Raw genomic sequence first — 19,669 nt, forward strand, 5'->3', positions numbered from 1 at the left:
ATGGGCCGAAGCGGTCTGGCATATCTCGCCACGCGGCACCGGAGCAGAGCACCCAGAGCACACCATCAAGCATCAGTCGGTCGCTCAAGCGAGGCCGCCCCCCCCTGCCAAGGGTTTCGCTGAAAAGATCGGAGACCACATCCCAGGCCTCGTCCGAGAGTTCGTAACGTTTTGCCATCACAGAATTCCTTTCCGTTGATGGTGGGGGACTCTACAAAATCTCAGCGTTCGAGGGGCGGCGATTGGGTTTCTCGGGATTTCGTACAGAACCTAGAACGTCTACTGCCATTCGCCCGACAACAGCGCCTAGGGATGGGAGGCAGGGATCGCGACTGAAGAGCTATAGAAGGCTATGGGTTACGGTGCCCCAAAGCTTGCCCCTTTGCGGAAATGATCCGAATAATGCGGAAACGAAAGGGCGGCAGGCAGCGTAAATTTCGCTGCCCCAGAAACGCAAAAAGCCCTGAATAATCAGGGCTTTGGAATTGGCGGAAGCGTAGAGATTCGAACTCTAGGATAGTTGCCCATCGACGGTTTTCAAGACCGTTGCCTTAAACCACTCGGCCACGCTTCCTCGTATTGCGGGCGCCATGATACCGAAATGAAACAAGCTGTCAAACTCTCTATGTGGCTGCTTTCCAAGGCTCTGTTATGATCTTTGCATCTGAACGTTTCAAACCCGAAGGAGTGTCGCCATGCGCGAACAGGATTACGCCGTCAATCACGGCTTGCAGGTCGAGCAGCAGGAGGTCAGCAAGGTCCTGCGCAATACATACGGGCTGCTGGCGATCACCCTCGCCTTCAGTGGCGTCATGGCCTTCGTCGCGCAGCAGATGCGCGTCGGCTACCCGAACGTGTTCGTGGTGCTGATCGGCTTCTATGGCCTGTTCTTCCTCACCAACAAGCTGCGTGACTCGGTCTGGGGCCTGGTGTCTACCTTCGCCCTCACCGGTTTCATGGGCTTCATCCTCGGCCCGATCCTCAACCGTTACCTGGGCATGGCCGGTGGCGCCGAGGTGGTCAGTTCGGCCTTCGCCATGACCGCCCTGGTGTTCGGTGGCCTGTCGGCCTATGTGCTGATCACCCGCAAGGACATGAGCTTCCTCGGCGGTTTCATCACCGCTGGTTTCTTCGTCCTGATGGGTGCGGTGCTGGCCAGCCTGTTCTTCCAGATCAGCGGTCTGCAGCTGGCGATCAGCGCCGGTTTCGTGCTGTTCTCGTCGGTGTGCATCTTGTTCCAGACCAGCGCGATCATTCACGGTGGCGAGCGTAACTACATCATGGCGACCATCAGCCTGTATGTGTCGATCTACAACCTGTTCGTCAGCCTGCTGCAGCTGTTCGGGTTGATGGGTCGGGATGACTGATCGGTTGGTTGGCTGATTGTGAGAAAGCCCGCTTCGGCGGGCTTTTTTGTGGGTGCCGTATAGAGGTGGCAAGGCGCTGCCTTGCATCGCAGGCTTCGCCAGCTCCCACAAGGGTTCCCGGCATGCCCCGGACTCTGTGGGAGCTGCCGATAGGCTGCGATCGGGTGCGAAGCGGCCGTAAAACCAGACCGCCTCAGTACACCTGCCCCAACGAGGTGGCCGGTTTGCGACTGCTGCGCAGTCGATCGCAGCCTCGTACCTCGGCAGCGGCTACCCCAATCGTGCCCAGTTCCGTAGAATGCGCTCCTTTTTTCTTCCGGGGCAGCATTCCCATGAGTTCAATCGAGCAAGGGCCAGGCGCCGTCGCGCAGCCCAATGAACTGGTTCTCGGTCTAGAGGACCGGCCACGGCCGCTGATCGCCCTGCTGGCGGCGCTGCAGCACCTGTTGGCGATCATTGTGCCGATCGTGACGCCAGGGCTGCTGATCTGCCAGGCGCTGGGTGTGTCTGCGCGGGACACCAATCTGATCGTGTCGATGTCGCTGGTGATCTCCGGGATCGCCACCTTTGTCCAGTGCCGGCGCTTCGGGCCGTTCGGGGCGGGGCTGCTGATTGTCCAGGGTACCAGTTTCAACTTTGTCGGGCCGCTGATCGCCGGCGGCGCGCTGATGGTCAAGCAAGGTACGCCGGTGGAAGGCGTGATGGCGGCGATTTTCGGTGTGGTGATCGCCGGTTCGTTCGTGGAGATGGGCATTTCGCGCATCCTGCCTTTCGTCAAACGCCTGATCACCCCGCTGGTGACCGGCATCGTGGTATTGATGATCGGCCTGACGCTGATCAAGGTCGGCCTGATCAGCATGGGCGGTGGTTTCACCGCCATGGGCAACGGCACCTTCGCCAACGGCGAGAACCTGCTGCTGTCGGGCGTGGTACTGGCGATCATCGTGGTGCTCAATCGTATTCCCCTGGTGTGGATGCGCAGTTGCGCCATTGTCATTGCCCTGGCCGTGGGCTACGCCCTGGCCGGTTACCTGGGTCGCCTGGACTTCACCGGCATGCACGAAGCCGAGCTGTTCCAGGTGCCGATGCCGCTGCATTTCGGCCTGGGCTTCTCCTGGGCGCTGTTCATTCCGATGCTGGTGATCTACCTGGTGACCTCGCTGGAAGCCATCGGTGACGTCACCGCCACCAGCAAGGTGTCGCGCCAGCCGGTCGAAGGCCCGCTGTGGATGCAGCGGATCAAGGGCGGTGTGCTGGTCAACGGCGCCAACTCGCTGCTGGCCGGGGTGTTCAACACCTTCCCAAGCTCGGTCTTCGCCCAGAACAACGGGGTGATTCAGCTGACCGGTATCGCCAGCCGCCATATCGGTGTGTGGATCGCGGCGATGCTGGTGATTCTGGGACTGTTCCCGAGTGTCGCCGGGGTAATCCAGGCCGTGCCGGAGCCGGTGCTCGGTGGCGCGGCGATGGTGATGTTCGGAGCGGTGGCGGCGTCGGGGATCAATATCCTGGCGAGCATCACGCTGGACCGTCGTGCCCTGCTGATTATCGCGGTATCGCTGGCCCTGGGCCTGGGTGTGGCACAGGTGCCGGAGTTCCTTGCGCATATGCCGTCGGCGCTGCGCAATGTGCTGGAGTCGGGGGTGGCGACCGGGGGGATTTGCGCCCTGGTGCTGAACTGGTTCTTGCCTGAGCATAAAGACAAGGCTTGAGGTTGTAGCCCTTCGCGGGGCGAACCCGCGCCTACGGAGCCCGCGGCATGATGCTGCGGGCTTTTTGCTTTATGATTGGCGCAGTTTTGCTGAATGAGCCTTCCATGAAGTTCGCCATCGCAGTTTTTTCTCCGGCCCATGCGCCCTCCTCGCGCCGCGCCCTGCGTTTTGCCCAGGCAGCGCTGGCCGGCGGGCATGAGATTGTCCGGCTGTTTTTCTATCAGGACGGCGTGCACAGCGCCTCGGCCAACGTGGTTGCGCCCCAGGATGAAGTGGACGTCGCCGCCCAGTGGCGCGCCTTCATCAGCGAGCAGCAGCTCGACGCGGTGGTATGCATCGCCGCCGCCCTGCGCCGTGGCGTGCTCAATGCCGAGGAAGCCCAGCGTTACCAGCGCCCGGCGGTGAACCTGCCGGCGCCCTGGGAATTGTCGGGCCTGGGCCAGTTGCACGAAGGGGCGCAAAGCGCCGACCGCCTGATCTGCTTTGGAGGCGATTGAGATGGCCAAGTCCTTGCTGATCATCAGCCGCCAGGCGCCCTGGGCCGGCCCGTCCGCCCGCGAAGCGCTGGATATCGCCCTGGCCGGCGGTGCCTTTGACCTGCCCCTGGGCATGCTGTTTCTCGATGACGGTGTCTTTCAGCTCGCCCCCGGCCAGCAGCCTGCCCACGTTCAGCAGAAGAACCTCGCCGCCAATCTGCAGGCACTGCCGATGTTCGGTGTCGAAGCGCTCTTCGCCGCCGCCAGCAGCCTGCAGGAACGCGGCCTTGCCGCGGATAGCCTGAGCCTGCCGGTGCAGGTGCTGGATGACGCCGCGCTGGCCGCGTTGATCGACCGTTTCGACCAGGTGGTGACCCTCTGATGAGCACCCTGCACGTGATTTCCCATTCGCCCTTTGGCGACAATCGCCTGAGCAGCTGCCTGCGCCTGCTCGGCAGCCAGGACGGACTGCTGCTGTGTGGCGATGCGGTGTATGCCCTGCAACCCGGCAGCGAGCCCCTGGCCAGCCTGCAAGCGTACCAGCTGCAAGGCCGCCTGTTCGCCCTTGAAGAGGATCTGCAGGCCCGCGCCATCGTCGCCGACGATGGCGTCCAGGCCATCGACTACCCGGCCTTCGTGGCGCTGTCGCTGGACTACGACAAGGTCAACAGCTGGCTATGAATACCCTGACCGTAGGTGGGCGCAGCATTGCCCTGGACAAGGAAGGCTATCTGGTCGAGCTCGATGACTGGTCCGATGAAGTCGCCCAGGCACTGGCGAGCCACGAGCAGATCGAGCTGACCCCGGAACACTGGGAGGTGCTGGCCCTGCTGCGCGCCTTCTACCAGGAGTTCGAGCTGTCGCCGGCCACCCGCCCGCTGATCAAGTACACCGCGCTCAAGCTGGGCCCGGAGAAAGGCAACAGCCTGCACCTGAACCGTCTGTTCAAAGGCACTCCCGCCAAACTCGCCGCGAAGCTCGCGGGCCTGCCCAAGCCGACCAACTGCATATGACCGACCCTCGCCCGCTGATCACCGAAACCCCGGCCGAACACCCCTTTGCCCAGTTCGTGCGCATTCTCGGCAAGGGCAAGCGCGGCGCTCGCGGCCTGACCCGCGAAGAAGCCCGCGAGGCCATGGGCATGCTGCTCGATGGCCAGGTCGAGGAGACCCAGCTGGGCGCCTTCCTGATGCTGCTGCGGCACAAGGAGGAAAGCGCCGAGGAGCTGGCCGGTTTCACCGAAGCCTTGCGCCAGCGCGTGCAGGCGCCGGCCATTGCCGTGGACCTGGACTGGCCGAGCTACGCCGGCAAGAAGCGCCACCTGCCCTGGTACCTGCTGGCCGCCAAGTGCCTGGCCGCCAATGGCGTGCGCATCCTGCTGCATGGCGGCGGCGCGCACACCGCAGGGCGCCTGTACACCGAGCAGGTGCTGGACCTGCTGCAGATTCCGCTGTGCCGCAGCTGGCAAGCCGTCGCCGAGGCGCTGGACAGCCAGCAGCTGGCCTTTATCCCGCTGCACGACTGGGCCCCGCGCCTGCAACGGATGATCGACCTGCGCAACACCCTGGGCCTGCGCTCGCCAATCCACTCCCTGGCCCGTGTACTCAACCCGCTGGGTGCCCGCTGCGGCCTGCAGAGCATCTTCCACCCCGGCTACCAGGCGGTGCACCGCGAGGCCAGTCGCCTGCTCGGTGACACGGCGATCGTGGTCAAGGGCGACGGTGGCGAGATCGAGATCAATCCTGACACCGACAGCCATTTGTACGGTACGGCAGGCGGCCAGGCCTGGGATGAAGAGTGGCCGGCCCTGGCGGCCCGGCGCCATGTCAAACCGGCGAGCCTGGAACCGGCGCACCTGCTGGCGGTATGGCGCGGCGAGGCGCAGGACAGCTACGGCGAACTGGCCGTGGTCGCGACCATGGCCCTGGCCCTGCGCGGTTTGGGTCAATCCCGTGACGAGGCGTTCGTCCAGGCCCGCCTGTACTGGGATTCGCGCAACTGATCGACTGAGCCGATCAAACAGGCCCGGACTTTGCGCTTTTCGTTCGAATCCAGCCCCGTACACTGGGTGCTATATTCGAACGCATTGCCGAGGAACGCATCATGGGTCTGTTGATCGACGGCCGCTGGCATGACCAGTGGTACCAAAGCAGCAAGGACGGCGCTTTCCAGCGCGAGCAGGCACAACGGCGCAACCCGCTGCCTGCCGCCGAGGCCGGTCGCTATCACCTTTACGTGTCCCTGGCTTGCCCCTGGGCCCATCGCACCTTGATCTTTCGCAAGCTCAAGGGCCTGGAAAGCCTGATCGATGTATCGGTGGTGAGCTGGTTGATGGGCGAGCATGGCTGGACCTTCGACCAGGGCCAAGGCTCCACCGGCGACACGCTCGACCGGCTGGATTTCCTCCATCAGCGCTACACCCGCGACGACCCGCACTACAGCGGCCGGGTTACGGTGCCGGTGCTGTGGGACAAGCAGGAACAGCGCATCGTCAACAACGAGTCGGCCGAGATCATCCGCATTTTCAACCATGCCTTCGACGACCTCACCGGCAACACCCTGGACCTCTACCCCGAGCCGCTGCGAGCCGAGATCGATGCGCTCAACGAGCGAATCTACCCCGCCGTGAACAATGGCGTGTACCGGGCAGGCTTCGCCACCTCGCAGCAGGCTTATGAGCAGGCGTTCGATGCGCTGTTTGCCGAGCTGGATTGCCTGGAACGGCACCTGGGCGAGCGGCGCTACCTGGCCGGTGAATACCTGACTGAGGCTGATTGGCGGCTGTTCACCACGCTTGTGCGCTTCGACGCGGTGTACCACGGGCACTTCAAGTGCAACCTGCGGCGCCTGGCGGACTATCCGAACCTGTCGAACTGGCTACGGGAGCTGTATCAGTGGCCGGGGGTGGCCGAGACGGTGAACTTCGAGCATATCCAGAAGCACTATTACATGAGCCACAAGACCATCAATCCGAATGGCATCGTGCCCAAGGGGCCGTTGCAGGATTTTGGCCTGGCGCATGATCGGGAGCGCCTGGAAGGGCGTGGTATCTGGGGTAGGCGTTAGGGCCTCATCGCGGGGCAAGCCCGCTCCTACAGGGATCATATAAACCCTGTGGGAGCGGGCTTGCCCCGCGATGCGTTCTAGGACTGGGCGCCTTCGAACCAGGCCAGCTTGTCACGCAGCTGGACCACTTCACCAACGATCACCAGGGTCGGCGCATGGACTTCATGCTCGGCCACCAGGGCCGGCAGGTCGGCCAGGGTGCCAGTGAATACCCGCTGGTTCGGTGTGGTGCCCTGCTGCACCAGCGCTGCCGGGGTATCGGCGGCGCGGCCATGGCGGATCAGCTCGGCGCAGATGGTCGGCAAGCCGACCAGGCCCATGTAGAACACCAGGGTCTGGGCCGGCGCCACCAGGTCATGCCAGGGCAGGTTGCTGGTACCGTCCTTGAGGTGGCCGGTAACGAAACGAACCGACTGGGCATAATCGCGGTGGGTCAGCGGGATCCCGGCATAGGCCGAGCAACCACTGGCCGCCGTGATGCCCGGCACCACCTGGAAGGGGATGCCCTGCTCGGCCAGTTCTTCGATCTCTTCGCCACCACGGCCGAAGATGAACGGATCACCACCCTTCAGGCGCAGCACGCGCTTGCCCTGGCGGGCCAGGGTCACTAGCAGCTGGTTGAGCTGCTCCTGGGGCACGGCATGGTCGGCGCGGCGCTTGCCAACGTAGATGCGCTCGGCATCACGGCGGCACATCTCGATGATCGCCGGGGCGACCAGGCGGTCATAGAGCACCACGTCGGCCTGCTGCATCAGGCGCAGCGCGCGGAAGGTCAGCAGGTCCGGATCGCCCGGCCCCGCACCCACCAGGTACACCTCACCCGGCGCCTGCTCGCTGGCGCCGTCGATCTTGGCCTGCAGCAAACGCTCGGCCTCGGCGCCCTGCCCGGCCAGCTGACGCTCGGCGATCGGGCCCTGGAACACGTCTTCCCAGAAGCCGCGACGCTGATTGACGTCCGGGTAGAGTGCCTTGACCTTGTCGCGAAAGCGCGCGCCCAGCCCGGCCAGTTCGCCATAGGCGGCCGGAATCCAGGTTTCCAGCTTGGCCCGGATCAGCCGTGCCAGCACCGGCGCATCGCCGCCACTGGACACGGCCACCACCAGGGGCGAACGGTCGACGATGGCCGGGAAGATCACCGAGCACAGCGCCGGCGCATCGACCACGTTGACCGGTACGCAGCGCTGCTGGGCATCGGCCGAGACCTGCGCATTGAGCGCAGGGTCGTCGGTGGCGGCGATGATCAGCTGGCAACCGTCAAGGTCGTCCGGCTGGTAGCCACGGCTGAGGATTTCACCACCGCTGTGCCGGACAAGCTCGGCCAGTTGCGCTTCGATCTCGGGCGCGACCACCCGCAGCACGGCGCCGGCATCGGCCAGCAGACGCGATTTGCGCAGGGCAATCTCGCCTCCGCCGACAACCAGCACCCGGCTGCCGCGCAGTTTGTGGAACAGCGGCAGGAACTCCATTTAGGCGATGACCTCCAGGCCACCCATGTACGGCTTGAGTACGTCCGGTACACGGATCGAACCGTCGGCCTGCTGGTAGTTCTCCAGCACCGCCACCAGGGTACGACCGACCGCCAGGCCCGAACCGTTGAGGGTGTGGACCAGTTCCGGCTTGCCGGTTTCCGGGTTGCGCCAGCGTGCCTGCATGCGGCGGGCCTGGAAGTCGCCACAGTTGGAGCACGAGGAGATCTCGCGGTATTTGTCCTGGCTCGGCACCCAGACTTCCAGGTCGTAGGTCTTGACCGCGCTGAAGCCCATGTCGCCGGTGCACAGTGCCAGTACCCGGTACGGCAGCTCCAGGGCCTGGAGGACGCGCTCGGCGTTGGCGGTCAGGCCTTCCAGGGCTTCCATGGATTTATCCGGCTCGACGATCTGGACCATCTCGACCTTGTCGAACTGGTGCTGGCGGATCATGCCGCGGGTGTCGCGACCCGAGGCACCGGCTTCACTGCGGAAGCACGGGGTATGGGCGACGAACTTGATCGGCAGTTGCTTGGCGTCGAGGATCTCGCCGGCCACGATGTTGGTCAGCGACACTTCGGCGGTCGGGATCAGGTAGAAGTCGGCCTCGCCGTCGCGGCTGATCTTGAACAGGTCTTCCTCGAACTTGGGCAGCTGGCCGGTGCCTTGCAGCGCCGGGGCCTGGACCATGTACGGGGTGTAGGCTTCTTCGTAGCCGTGCTCGCTGGTGTGCAGGTTGATCATGAACTGCGCCAGGGCGCGGTGCAGGCGCGCGATCGGGCCGCGCAACAGGGCGAAACGGGCGCCCGACAGCTTGGCCGCGGTTTCGAAGTCCAGACCGCCGCTCAACTCGCCGAGGGCTACGTGGTCCTTGATCTCGAAGTCGAAGGTACGCGGGGTGCCCCAGCGGCGCACTTCGACGTTGTGATCTTCATCGGCACCGACCGGCACGCTTTCGTCCGGCAGGTTGGGAATGCCCAGCAGGATGGCGTCCAGTTCGGCCTGGATGCTGTCCAGCTCGACCTTGCCGCCGGCCAGCTCACCGGCCATGCGCTCCACGTCCGCCATCAGCGGGGCGATGTCTTCGCCACGGGCCTTGGCCTGGCCGATGGATTTGGAACGGGCGTTACGCTCGGCCTGCAGTTGCTCGGTACGGGTCTGCACCACCTTGCGGCGTTCTTCCAGTGCCTCGATGCGCGCGACATCCAGGCTGAAGCCACGGGAGGCCAGGCGGTCCGCCACTTCCTGAAGTTGGCCGCGTAACAGTTTGGAATCGAGCATGTCGTTCTCTCGTTGGTTCAGAATTTGGTCAATGACAGGCCGGCCCAGGTTGCGAGCAGCCCGCCGAATACGCTGATCCCGGCATAACCGAAGGCCAGCGGCGCCTGCCCGCTTTCAAGCAGGCGCACGGTATCCAGTGAAAAGGATGAAAATGTTGTAAGACCGCCGAGAAAACCGACGATCAGGCCCGCGCGCAGTTCGACCGGCACCAGCGGGCGATGTAGAAATAACCCGTATAGCAGGCCGATCAGCAGGCAGCCAATCAGATTGACCGCCAGCGTACCGAGATAGAAGTGGCGTGGCCAGTGGGCGTTGACCCAATTGGCGGTGGCAAAGCGCAGCAAGGTGCCGGCAATGCCCCCCGCGCTGACCGCAGCGATCACGGCAATCATGGTTTTCTCCGCTGCCGCGGGCTCTTGCGGTCCAGTTCGGCCAGGTGCCTGAGCTTCTCGCCGATCTTCAGTTCCAGCCCGCGTGGCACCGGCTGGTAGTACTGGCGCGGTTCGAGGTTGTCGGGGAAGTAGTCCTCACCGGCGGCATAGGCGTCCGGCTCGTCGTGGGCATAGCGGTACTCGTCGCCGTAGCCCAGTTGCTTCATCAGTTTGGTCGGGGCGTTGCGCAGGTGCAGCGGCACTTCCAGCGAACCGTGCTCGGCGGCTTCGCGCAGGGCGGTCTTGAAGCCCATGTACACCGCGTTGCTTTTCGGCGCGCAGGCCAGGTAGGTGATGGCCTGGGCCACCGCCAGCTCGCCTTCGGGGCTGCCCAGGCGCTCCTGCACGTCCCAGGCTGCCAGGCACAGGCTCAGGGCGCGAGGGTCGGCGTTGCCGATGTCTTCGCTGGCCATGCGCACCACCCGGCGGGCGATGTACAGCGGATCGCAGCCGCCATCGAGCATGCGCGCAAACCAGTACAGCGCGCCATCGGGGTTGGAGCCCCGCACCGACTTGTGCAACGCCGAGATCTGGTCGTAGAAGGCTTCGCCACCCTTGTCGAAGCGTCGGCGGCTGTCGCCCAGCAGGCTCTGCAACAGCTCGACGCCGATTTCGCCGCCGTCCTCAGCCAGGTCCGAGGCGTTTTCCAGCAGGTTGAGCATGCGCCGGCCATCGCCGTCGGCGGCGGCCATGAGCATTTTGAAGGCGTCATCGCCAAGGCTCAGCTGGCGCTTGCCCAAGCCGCGCTCCTCGCTCAGGGCGCGCTGCACCAGCTTGTGCAGCGCCGGCTCGTCGAGGCTTTTCAGGACATAGACCCGCGCCCGCGACAGCAGTGCGTTGTTGAGCTCGAACGAGGGGTTCTCGGTGGTGGCGCCGATGAAGATCAGCGTGCCGTCTTCCACGTACGGCAGGAAGGCGTCCTGCTGGGACTTGTTGAAGCGATGCACTTCATCGACGAACAGGATGGTCCGCCGCCCGTACTGCCCGGCCTGCTGCTTGGCGATTTCCACCGCGTGGCGGATCTCCTTGACCCCGGCCAGCACTGCCGAGACGGTCTCGAAGTGCGCATCGCAAAACTGCGCCAGCAGCCGCGCCAGGGTGGTCTTGCCGACGCCCGGCGGGCCCCAGAAGATCATCGAGTGCAGCGCGCCCTGCTCCAGTGCCTCGCGCAGCGGCTTGCCGCGGGCCAGCAGGTGCTCCTGGCCGACGTACTCGTCCAGGTTGGCCGGGCGCAGGCGCGCGGCCAGGGGCTGGGCTACGGGTTCGCTACGAAACAGGTCCATGGGCGGTGCTACGACCTCTTACTCGGAGATGACATCCGCACCCTTGGGGATAACGAACTTGAACTTGCTCGCCGGGATCGCCACGTTGGCCTTCACCCCGTTGAACAGGATATTGGTGCGCTGGCCGACACTGTCGATCAGTTGCATGTCGTTGACCAGGCCTTTGCGGAACGACAGGCGCAGCGAGTCGAACAGGGTGTCCTTGGTCTTGGGCTTGAGGGTGAAGTCCACGACCTCGCCCTGCTCCTTGGAGGTGATGTCGAAGCTCTGGCTGATCTTCGACACATCGCCGGACAGCAGCAGCGCCGGGGTCTCGGTCAGGCGCTGGTCGAGCTTCTTGATGGTCGCCTGCTCCAGGTCCGGGTCCCACAGGGTGACGGTCTTGCCATCGGAGACGACCACTTGCTCCTGCGGCGCGTCGGTGTGCCAGTAGAACAGGCCGGGACGCTGTACCGACATCTGCCCGGCGGTTTCCTGCAAGCTGGTGCCGCTGGCATCCAGGGTCAGCTGGGAGAAGCGGGCCTCGATGGTCCTGGAATTTTCCAGCAACCGGGTCAGGCGCTCGACGTCGGCCTGACCGGCGAACGCCGATGCCGAACCCAGCGCCAGGGCAGAAACCAACAACATGCGAATCGCGCGCATGGAAATCCTCGTTGAGCAGTGAATGGGCCGAACGCCACCCTTGGCGTCCGGCAAGGTGTTCATCAATCGCGTGGGCCGCCCGGGGCAATCACTTCCCGCGAGCCGTTGGTGTTCATGGGGGTGACCACGCCGGCCATTTCCATGGCCTCGATCATCCGCGCCGCGCGGTTGTAGCCGATCTTCAGCTTGCGCTGCACGGCGGAAATGGACGCCCGGCGGCTTTCGAGGACGAACTGCACGGCTTCGTCATACAGGGCATCGGTTTCGGCATCGTCGCCGTCACCACCGCCACCACCGCCGCCATCAAAGCCGCTGCCGGCCTCTTCGACGCCGTTGAGGATGTCGTCGTTGTAGTCCGGCGCACCGCGCAGTTTCCAGGCCTCGACCACGCGATGGACCTCGTCATCGGACACGAAGGCGCCATGCACACGAATCGGCAGGCTGGTGCCCGGCGGCATGTAGAGCATGTCACCGTGGCCGAGCAGCTGTTCGGCGCCACCCTGGTCGATGATGGTCCGCGAGTCGATCTTGCTCGATACCTGGAAGGCCATGCGGGTCGGGATGTTGGCCTTGATCAGGCCGGTGATCACGTCCACCGACGGTCGCTGGGTGGCGAGAATCAGGTGGATACCTGCGGCACGGGCCTTCTGGGCGATTCGGGCGATCAGCTCTTCGACCTTCTTGCCGACGATCATCATCATGTCGGCGAATTCGTCCACCACCACGACGATGGTCGGCAGGGTGTTCAGCACTGGCGGCACGTCGTCCATGCTTTCACGGCGGAACATCGGGTCGTAGATCGGCTCGCCGGCTTCCTCGGCGTCCTTGACCTTGCGGTTGAAGCCGGCCAGGTTACGCACGCCCATGGCCGCCATCAGCTTGTAGCGCCGCTCCATCTCGGCCACGCTCCAGCGCAGGGCGTTGGCGGCGTCCTTCATGTCGGTGACCACCGGGCAGAGCAGGTGCGGAATGCCTTCGTAGATCGACAACTCGAGCATTTTCGGGTCGATCATGATCAGCTTGGCGTCTTCGGGGCCCGACTTGAACAGGATCGACAGGATCATGGCATTGACGCCCACCGACTTACCGGAACCGGTAGTACCGGCCACCAGCAGGTGCGGCATCTTGGCGAGGTCGGTGATCACCGGCTTGCCGCCGATGTCATGCCCCAGGGCCATGGTGACCGGCGACTTGGCCTCATCGTACTGCGGCGAAGACAGCACTTCGGAGAAGCGCACGATCTGCCGGTCTTCGTTGGGAATCTCGATGCCGACGGTGGTCTTGCCCGGAATCACCTCGACCACACGCACGCTGGTCACCGCCAGGGAACGCGCCAGGTCCTTGGCCAGGTTGGCGATGCGGCTGACCTTGACCCCGGCGGCGGGCTGGATTTCGTAGCGGGTAATGACCGGGCCCGGGTGGATGGAGTCCACCGAGACTTCGACACCGAATTCCTTGAGCTTGATTTCCAGCAACTGGCCAACCCCGGCCAGGGATTCTGGCGAATAGTTGACCTGCTTCTTTTCGGCAGGGTCGAGGATCGAGATCGGCGGCAAGGTGCCTTCGATGGCGCTGTCGACGAACAACGGCGCCTGCTTTTCCTTCTGCACGCGCTTGCTTGGCTCGGGGGCCTTGGCCATGGCCATGGCCGGGGCCGGCATGATCACCGGGGCCGGAGCGGGAGCTGGGGCTACGACTGGGGCCGGAGCCTTGACTGGAGCTGGCGCTGGCGGCTGCTCGCGCTCGACAACCTGCTTGCCCAGGGGAGGGTCGCGATCGATGATGCGCTCCCTGGCCTTGGGCTGTTCACGGCGTTCCGGCACCACCTGGGCCGTCGCCTCGTAGTCCCGCTCGTCAGCTTCACGCAGCTGCGCCACCAGGCGCTTGCGCTCATTGCGCGCGGCCCACCAGCGGTTGGCGGCGCCCTGGAACAGCTCGAACAGATCGAGGGTGATCTTGCCGGTGACGTCCATGACCTTGAACCAGGACAGGTCGGTGAACACCGTCAGGCCGAACAGGAACAGGGCGATGAACATCAGGGTGCTGCCCTGCACGTTCAGGGCGTTGCGGGCCAGGTCGCCCAGGCTTTCACCCAGCGCACCACCGGCCGAGGCCGGCAGGCTTGCGGCCGAATGGAAATGGATATGGGCCAGCGCCGCACCCGACAGCACCAGGAACACCAGGCCGATCAGGCGCCAGGAAAACAGCCAGCCGCTCCACTGCCAGGGCTGGTGCCGCTCGCGGAAGATCTGCCAGGTCTTGACCGCCAGCAGCAAGGGGAAGATGTAGGCGAAATAGCCCAGCACCATGAACAGGATGTCGGCGAAATAGGCACCGGCGCGGCCGGCGGCATTCTGCACCTGCTCGACGTTGCTGGTGTGGCTGAAACCGGGATCGGACTGGTCATAGGTCAGCAGCGCCATCCACAGGTACAGGCACAACGCACCCATGGCGATCAGCGCGCCTTCCTTGAGGCGATAATGCAACTGCTGGCGCCAGAGCGGCACGGGCAAGGGATTCGGTGTTGCGGTGGATTTCTTCAAAACGCTTCTATTCCTGCGCTTAAGGCGCGTCCAACAGTGATTGACCCAATCAAACAGTCAGCAAACCACTACTTTTAACATTACTGCCCGCCTACCGCCATGGCGGCACGCCAGAAGGATGCGTAAACGGGGGCCAATTTCCTATATAGCAATTTGAGCACGCATTTTCTTTTGTGACAAAGGCTTATAAGGGGTTTTTATGCAAGTGTGACAACAAATGCCCCCGCAAGTTGCTTCAAGCGCATCGCGGGACAAGCCCGCTCCTACAGGAAGCGGCGGGATCCTGTGGGAGCGGGCTTGTCCCGCGATGCCCTTTCGGGTGATCCTGACCACCCTCCCCTCCTCCACCACTGAATGACGATGCTGACCTGGTTGAGCCGCGACACCCTGACCTTTCCGCCCCTGGACAAAGCCCTGCGCGACCCCAACGGCCTGCTCGCGGCAGGCGGCGACCTCAGCGCCGAGCGCCTGGTGCAGGCCTACCGCCACGGCTGCTTCCCCTGGTACCAGGACGGCCAGCCGATCCTCTGGTGGTCGCCCGACCCGCGCACCGTGCTGTTCCCCGACGAGCTGCATGTATCGCGCTCGCTGCGCAAGGTCATGCGCCAGGGGCGCTACCAGGTCAGTTTCGACCAGGACTTTGCCGGCGTGATCAAGGCCTGCGCAGCACCGCGCGACTATGCCGACGGTACCTGGATCACCGACAGCATGCAGGCGGCCTACCTCAAGCTGCACCAGCAGGGCTATGCCCATTCGGTGGAGGTGCGCCAGGATGGCGAGCTGGTCGGCGGCCTGTATGGCCTGGCCATGGGCCGGCTATTCTTTGGCGAATCGATGTTCAGCCGCGCCGACAATGCCTCGAAGGTAGGCTTCGTGACCCTGGTCGAGCACCTGCAGCACGCCGGATTTGTCCTGATCGACTGCCAGATGCCGACCGAACACCTGCACAGCCTCGGGGCCCGCGCCATTGCCCGGGCGACCTTCGCCGACTACCTGCAGCGCTACCTGGACCAGCCCAACTCTGCCAGCTGGGTTTGCTAGGCGAGTTTTTCCAGCTGGCATACACTTAAAACAAAAGCACCTCCCGAGGGGTTGATCATGACAGAGCTGGCGCGATTGAAGTTTTATGCCACTCAACCCCATTCCTGCAGCTACCTGCCAGACGAACAGGCCACCACGCTGTTTCTCGACCCGAGCCAGCCGATGGATGTAAATGTCTACGCAGACCTGTCGGAAATGGGTTTCCGGCGCAGCGGCGACCACCTGTACCGGCCGCACTGCCAGAATTGCAACGCCTGCGTGCCGGCGCGGATTCCGGCTGCGCGCTTTTTGCCCAACCGCCAGCAAAAGCGCATCCTCAAGCGCAATGCCGACCTGACCGTCAGCGCCGCCCGCCCGGCGTTCAAGGAAGAGTACTTCGAGCTGTACCGGCGCTATATCGAGCAACGCCACGCCGACGGCGACATGTACCCGCCCAGCCGCGACCAGTTCTCCACCTTCCTGGTGCGTGACCTGCCGTTCTCGCGCTTTTACGAGTTCCGCCTGCAGGGACGCCTGGTCGCCGTGGCGGTTACCGACTTGCTACCCAACGGCCTGTCGGCGGTTTATACCTTCTACGACCCCAGCGAAGAACGCCGCAGCCTGGGCCGTTACGCCATCCTCTGGCAGATCACCGAAGCCCTGCGCCAGGGGCTTGACGCCGTCTACCTCGGTTACTGGATCAAGAACTGCAAAAAGATGAACTACAAGACCCAGTACCGCCCTATCGAGCTGTTGATCAATCAGCGCTGGGTAACCCTGAACTGAAATCCTTGGCTTGAGGCCCATTTTTCGGGCACAATGCACGCCACTTTTTTTGCCTGGCGCAGTTGTGCACCGGGCCATTAACTGGATACCGAGGGCTTTACTGCATGTCGAAAGAAGACAGCTTCGAAATGGAAGGCACTGTCGTCGACACCCTGCCCAACACCATGTTCCGTGTGGAGTTGGAAAACGGGCACGTCGTTACCGCGCATATCTCTGGAAAAATGCGCAAGAACTACATTCGAATTCTGACCGGTGACAAGGTCCGCGTCGAACTGACGCCTTATGACCTGAGCAAAGGGCGCATCACCTACCGCGCCCGTTAAGCGACACCAACGAAAACGCCCGGCTCGATGCCGGGCGTTTTTGTTTGCACGCCAAAAGCATCGCCGGCTCTGCCGGCTCCCACAGGGATCATTGTGGGAGCCGGCAGAGCCGGCGATTGACCGTTATGCCATTTCAGCCGTGGTCTCGAAGTCGAACACCAGCTCGCCATCGCGGATGTCGATGTGCACCACACCGCCATGCTCGGCCAGCTCGCCGAACAGGATCTCCTCGGCCAGCGGCCGCTTGATCTTGTCCTGGATCAGCCGCGCCATTGGCCGCGCACCCATCTGCGCATCGTAGCCACCGGCCGCCAGCCAACTGCGTGCCGCATCGCTCACTTCCAGCAGAACGCGCTTGTCTTCCAGTTGCGCCTGCAACTCGATGAGGAACTTGTCCACCACGCTCTTGATCGTCTCGTGACTGAGGCGGCCAAACTGGATGATGGTGTCCAGACGGTTGCGGAACTCCGGCGTGAAGCTCTTCTTGATCACTTCCATGGCGTCGGACGAGTGATCCTGCTGGGTGAAGCCGATGGAGGCTCGTGCAGCGGTTTCGGCACCGGCGTTGGTGGTCATGATCACGATCACGTTGCGGAAATCCGCCTTGCGCCCGTTGTTGTCGGTCAGGGTGCCGTGGTCCATCACCTGCAGCAGCAGGTTGAAGACTTCCGGGTGCGCCTTCTCGATTTCATCGAGCAGCAACACGCAGTGTGGCTGCTTGGTGATGGCTTCGGTGAGCAGGCCGCCCTGGTCGAATCCGACGTAGCCCGGCGGTGCGCCGATCAGGCGCGACACGGTATGCCGCTCCATGTACTCGGACATGTCGAAGCGTACCAGCTCGACACCCAGGGCCTTGGCCAGTTGCCGGGCCGCCTCGGTCTTGCCGACGCCGGTAGGACCTGCGAACAGGAACGAACCGACCGGCTTGTCCGGCGACTTGAGCCCGGCACGGGACAGCTTGATCGCCGTGGCCAACGAGTCGATGGCCGCATCCTGGCCGAACACCGTCAGCTTCAGGTCGCGCTCCAGGTTACGCAGCAGTTCCTTATCGGAACTGGTGACGTGTTTTGGCGGAATCCGCGCAATCTTGGCGACGATGTCTTCAACTTGCGGCACATCGATGCGCTTGACCCGCGACTCGACCGGTTGCAGGCGCTGGTAGGCACCCGCCTCGTCTATCACGTCGATGGCCTTGTCCGGCATGTGCCGGTCATTGATGTAGCGCGCTGCCAGTTCGGCCGCTGCGCGCAGGGCCTCATCGCTGTACTCGATGTTGTGGTGGCTCTCGAAACGCCCCTTCAGGCCGCGCAGGATACCCACGGTGTCCTCCACCGAAGGCTCGCTGACATCGACCTTCTGGAAACGCCGCGCCAGGGCACGGTCTTTCTCGAAGATGCCGCGAAATTCCTGGAAGGTGGTCGAGCCAATGCAACGAATATCACCCGAGGACAACAGCGGCTTGAGCAGGTTGGAAGCATCCATTACCCCACCGGAGGCTGCACCGGCACCAATGATGGTGTGGATCTCGTCGATGAACAGGATCGCCTGCGGCCGTTTGCGCAGCTCACCGAGCAGCGCCTTGAAGCGCTTCTCGAAGTCGCCGCGGTATTTGGTACCGGCCAGCAAGGCGCCCAGGTCCAGGGAGTAGACCACGCTGTGTGCCAGCAGGTCCGGCACCTGGCCGTCGACGATGCGCTTGGCCAGGCCTTCGGCGATGGCGGTCTTGCCGACACCGGCCTCACCGACCAGCAGCGGGTTATTCTTGCGCCGCCGGGCAAGGATCTGCGCTACGCGCTCGACTTCCTGCTCGCGACCGACCAGCGGGTCGATGCGTCCTTGGCGCGCCTGTTCGTTGAGGTTACTGGCATAGGCATCCAGGGGATTGCCCGACGACGAGGTTTCGCCGCCGTCTTCATCCTGCATGTCCTGTTCGCCTTCGGAGTGCTCACCATGGCCCGGCACCTTGGAGATGCCGTGGGCGATGTAGTTGACCACGTCGATGCGGGCGACGCTCTGCTGCTTGAGCAGAAACACCGCCTGGCTTTCCTGTTCGCTGAAAATCGCTACCAGTACATTGGCGCCGGTGACTTCACGCTTGCCCGAGCTCTGGACATGGAAGACTGCGCGCTGCAGTACACGCTGGAAGCCCAGGGTTGGCTGGGTCTCGCGATCCTCGTCATGCACGGGAATCAGCGGCGTGGTGGAGTCGATGAACTCCTGCAGGTCGTGTTTGAGTTTGTCGAGGTTCGCGCCGCAGGCACGCAATACGGTGGCTGCAGCCTCATTATCCAGCAACGCCAGCAGCAGGTGTTCGACGGTCATGAACTCATGACGCTTCGAACGTGCCTCCTTGAAGGCCAGATTGAGGGTGACTTCGAGCTCGCGGTTTAACATAGCTTCACCTCATACCCAAGTGGTCGGCGATTAACCGTCCTTCTCGATTTCACAGAGTAGCGGATGCTGGCTTTCCCTGGCGTATTGGTTGACCTGCATAGCCTTGGTTTCGGCGATGTCGCGGGTAAACAATCCGCACACTGCCCGCCCTTCTGTATGGACGGCCAGCATGACTTTGGTCGCCAGCTCACGGTTAAGGTTGAAAAACACCTCGAGCACTTCGACGACGAAATCCATCGGTGTGTAGTCATCATTGAACAAAACCACCTTGTACATCGGTGGCGCCTGCAGCGTAGGTTTGGCCTCCTGTACCGCCAGGCCGGAACCATCGTCCTCATGCGATTGCGGGCGATCCTGATTGAATGTTAGTCGAATCTGGCTATGTGCATGCATGGAAAGAATTTCATCATTTCGACAGGTTAAGGTTGTGGGTTGACCGCAGAGCCGGCGTTTAAACGACTGTCGCCCGACCTTGACTATCGGCAAAACGGTGTTACAACCAATAAGAACCCACCGTGGTCGATAAAGATCCGCGCAGTCAACCAGAATTTTCGCAGGTTCATATGCGGATGGAGTGGATGATACTCCAGTGATGGAGTCCTTTGCAGAGGGATATGAGGATGGCAAGCGGTAAAGTCAAGTGGTTCAACAATGCCAAAGGCTATGGATTCATCAATGAGGACGGCAAAACCGATGACCTCTTCGCCCACTACTCTGCCATCCAGATGGACGGCTACAAGACGCTGAAAGCCGGCCAGGCCGTCACCTTCGACATTGTCCAGGGCCCCAAGGGCCACCATGCGGTCAATATCAGTTCTGCCACCGCAAGCGCTGCCGCACCTGCTGCCGCACCCGCTGCCAGCTCCGCAAACGTTTAAC

21 protein-coding genes and 1 tRNA gene are annotated in these 19,669 nt (G+C 63.3%); 12 read left to right on the top strand and 10 right to left on the bottom strand.

Going from position 1 to position 19,669, the window contains the following annotated elements; genetic code table 11:
• The coding region (locus ACIQUS_RS21810; protein WP_403051593.1) for a transposase at window positions 1-178 on the bottom strand (178 nt) is incomplete at its 3' end.
• A 308-nt stretch (window positions 179-486) separates the two neighbouring features.
• A tRNA-Ser gene (locus ACIQUS_RS21815) sits at window positions 487-574 on the bottom strand.
• Between the two features lie 121 nt (window positions 575-695).
• On the opposite strand from ACIQUS_RS21815, the gene ACIQUS_RS21820 reads away from it, so the two are divergent.
• The 8 genes from ACIQUS_RS21820 to ACIQUS_RS21855 all read left to right on the top strand — a co-directional run bounded on the left by ACIQUS_RS21820 (window position 696) and on the right by ACIQUS_RS21855 (window position 6,621).
• Window positions 696-1,367 (top strand): Bax inhibitor-1/YccA family protein, encoded by a 672-nt coding sequence (locus ACIQUS_RS21820; RefSeq protein WP_403051316.1) that lies wholly within the window; start codon window positions 696-698, stop codon window positions 1,365-1,367.
• Between the two features lie 332 nt (window positions 1,368-1,699).
• Window positions 1,700-3,079 carry a nucleobase:cation symporter-2 family protein gene (locus ACIQUS_RS21825; RefSeq protein ID WP_403051319.1) on the top strand — a complete coding sequence of 460 codons (1,380 nt, stop codon included), beginning with the start codon at window positions 1,700-1,702 and terminating at the stop codon, window positions 3,077-3,079.
• A gap of 104 nt (window positions 3,080-3,183) precedes the next feature.
• Window positions 3,184-3,576 carry a sulfurtransferase complex subunit TusD gene (gene tusD, locus ACIQUS_RS21830; protein WP_285860773.1) on the top strand — a complete coding sequence of 131 codons (393 nt, stop codon included), beginning with the start codon at window positions 3,184-3,186 and terminating at the stop codon, window positions 3,574-3,576.
• 1 nt (window position 3,577) lies between these two features.
• Window positions 3,578-3,937 carry a sulfurtransferase complex subunit TusC gene (gene tusC, locus ACIQUS_RS21835; RefSeq protein WP_403051323.1) on the top strand — a complete coding sequence of 120 codons (360 nt, stop codon included), beginning with the start codon at window positions 3,578-3,580 and terminating at the stop codon, window positions 3,935-3,937.
• A complete protein-coding gene (tusB, locus tag ACIQUS_RS21840) occupies window positions 3,937-4,236 on the top strand; it encodes a sulfurtransferase complex subunit TusB (RefSeq protein WP_403051326.1) in 300 nt (99 codons plus the stop codon). Before tusC ends, tusB begins: the two co-directional genes overlap by 1 nt.
• Window positions 4,233-4,568 carry a TusE/DsrC/DsvC family sulfur relay protein gene (locus ACIQUS_RS21845; RefSeq protein WP_403051329.1) on the top strand — a complete coding sequence of 112 codons (336 nt, stop codon included), beginning with the start codon at window positions 4,233-4,235 and terminating at the stop codon, window positions 4,566-4,568. Before tusB ends, ACIQUS_RS21845 begins: the two co-directional genes overlap by 4 nt.
• Complete coding sequence (locus tag ACIQUS_RS21850; RefSeq protein WP_403051332.1) at window positions 4,565-5,557, top strand: glycosyl transferase family protein; 993 nt, start codon at window positions 4,565-4,567, stop codon at window positions 5,555-5,557. Before ACIQUS_RS21845 ends, ACIQUS_RS21850 begins: the two co-directional genes overlap by 4 nt.
• Window positions 5,558-5,658: 101 nt before the next feature.
• The gene (locus tag ACIQUS_RS21855; protein WP_403051335.1) at window positions 5,659-6,621 is read left to right on the top strand and encodes a glutathione S-transferase family protein; all 963 of its coding nucleotides are present in this window, start codon (window positions 5,659-5,661) and stop codon (window positions 6,619-6,621) included.
• 77 nt (window positions 6,622-6,698) lie between these two features.
• On the opposite strand, the gene cysG is transcribed toward ACIQUS_RS21855, so the two are convergent.
• The 6 genes from cysG to ACIQUS_RS21885 all read right to left on the bottom strand — a co-directional run bounded on the left by cysG (window position 6,699) and on the right by ACIQUS_RS21885 (window position 14,324).
• Complete coding sequence (cysG, locus tag ACIQUS_RS21860) at window positions 6,699-8,087, bottom strand: siroheme synthase CysG (protein WP_403051338.1); 1,389 nt, start codon at window positions 8,085-8,087, stop codon at window positions 6,699-6,701.
• A complete protein-coding gene (serS, locus tag ACIQUS_RS21865; RefSeq protein WP_403051341.1) occupies window positions 8,088-9,368 on the bottom strand; it encodes a serine--tRNA ligase in 1,281 nt (426 codons plus the stop codon).
• A 17-nt stretch (window positions 9,369-9,385) separates the two neighbouring features.
• On the bottom strand, window positions 9,386-9,760 hold the full coding sequence (crcB, locus tag ACIQUS_RS21870; protein WP_038612780.1) for a fluoride efflux transporter CrcB: 375 nt from the start codon (window positions 9,758-9,760) through the stop codon (window positions 9,386-9,388).
• Window positions 9,757-11,082 carry a replication-associated recombination protein A gene (locus ACIQUS_RS21875; protein ID WP_403051346.1) on the bottom strand — a complete coding sequence of 442 codons (1,326 nt, stop codon included), beginning with the start codon at window positions 11,080-11,082 and terminating at the stop codon, window positions 9,757-9,759. Before ACIQUS_RS21875 ends, crcB begins: the two co-directional genes overlap by 4 nt.
• Window positions 11,083-11,100: 18 nt before the next feature.
• Window positions 11,101-11,724 carry an outer membrane lipoprotein chaperone LolA gene (gene lolA / locus ACIQUS_RS21880; protein ID WP_403051348.1) on the bottom strand — a complete coding sequence of 208 codons (624 nt, stop codon included), beginning with the start codon at window positions 11,722-11,724 and terminating at the stop codon, window positions 11,101-11,103.
• 62 nt (window positions 11,725-11,786) lie between these two features.
• Window positions 11,787-14,324: a DNA translocase FtsK gene (locus ACIQUS_RS21885; protein ID WP_403051596.1), complete on the bottom strand. Its 2,538-nt coding sequence runs from the start codon at window positions 14,322-14,324 to the stop codon at window positions 11,787-11,789.
• 303 nt (window positions 14,325-14,627) lie between these two features.
• On the opposite strand from ACIQUS_RS21885, the gene aat reads away from it, so the two are divergent.
• The 3 genes from aat (at window position 14,628) to infA (ending at window position 16,396) form a co-directional block, all read left to right on the top strand.
• Entirely contained in the window at window positions 14,628-15,308 is a 681-nt protein-coding gene (gene aat / locus ACIQUS_RS21890; RefSeq protein WP_403051351.1) for a leucyl/phenylalanyl-tRNA--protein transferase, read from the top strand.
• A gap of 57 nt (window positions 15,309-15,365) precedes the next feature.
• The gene (locus ACIQUS_RS21895) at window positions 15,366-16,073 is read left to right on the top strand and encodes an arginyltransferase (RefSeq protein WP_403051354.1); all 708 of its coding nucleotides are present in this window, start codon (window positions 15,366-15,368) and stop codon (window positions 16,071-16,073) included.
• Window positions 16,074-16,177: 104 nt separating this feature from the next.
• Window positions 16,178-16,396 (top strand): translation initiation factor IF-1, encoded by a 219-nt coding sequence (gene infA / locus ACIQUS_RS21900; protein WP_002553999.1) that lies wholly within the window; start codon window positions 16,178-16,180, stop codon window positions 16,394-16,396.
• Between the two features lie 123 nt (window positions 16,397-16,519).
• On the opposite strand, the gene clpA is transcribed toward infA, so the two are convergent.
• Window positions 16,520-18,790, bottom strand: coding sequence for an ATP-dependent Clp protease ATP-binding subunit ClpA (clpA, locus tag ACIQUS_RS21905; protein WP_403051357.1), 2,271 nt, complete (start codon window positions 18,788-18,790; stop codon window positions 16,520-16,522).
• A 30-nt stretch (window positions 18,791-18,820) separates the two neighbouring features.
• Window positions 18,821-19,183 (bottom strand): ATP-dependent Clp protease adapter ClpS, encoded by a 363-nt coding sequence (gene clpS, locus ACIQUS_RS21910; RefSeq protein WP_403051360.1) that lies wholly within the window; start codon window positions 19,181-19,183, stop codon window positions 18,821-18,823.
• 227 nt (window positions 19,184-19,410) lie between these two features.
• Here clpS and cspD point away from each other — a divergent pair, with 227 nt between their 5' ends.
• The gene (cspD, locus tag ACIQUS_RS21915; RefSeq protein ID WP_403051363.1) at window positions 19,411-19,668 is read left to right on the top strand and encodes a cold shock domain-containing protein CspD; all 258 of its coding nucleotides are present in this window, start codon (window positions 19,411-19,413) and stop codon (window positions 19,666-19,668) included.
• The last annotated feature ends 1 nt before the right edge of the window (window position 19,669 follow it).

Source organism: Pseudomonas sp. NPDC090755 (assembly GCF_044769005.1).
Lineage (GTDB): Bacteria > Pseudomonadota > Gammaproteobacteria > Pseudomonadales > Pseudomonadaceae > Aquipseudomonas.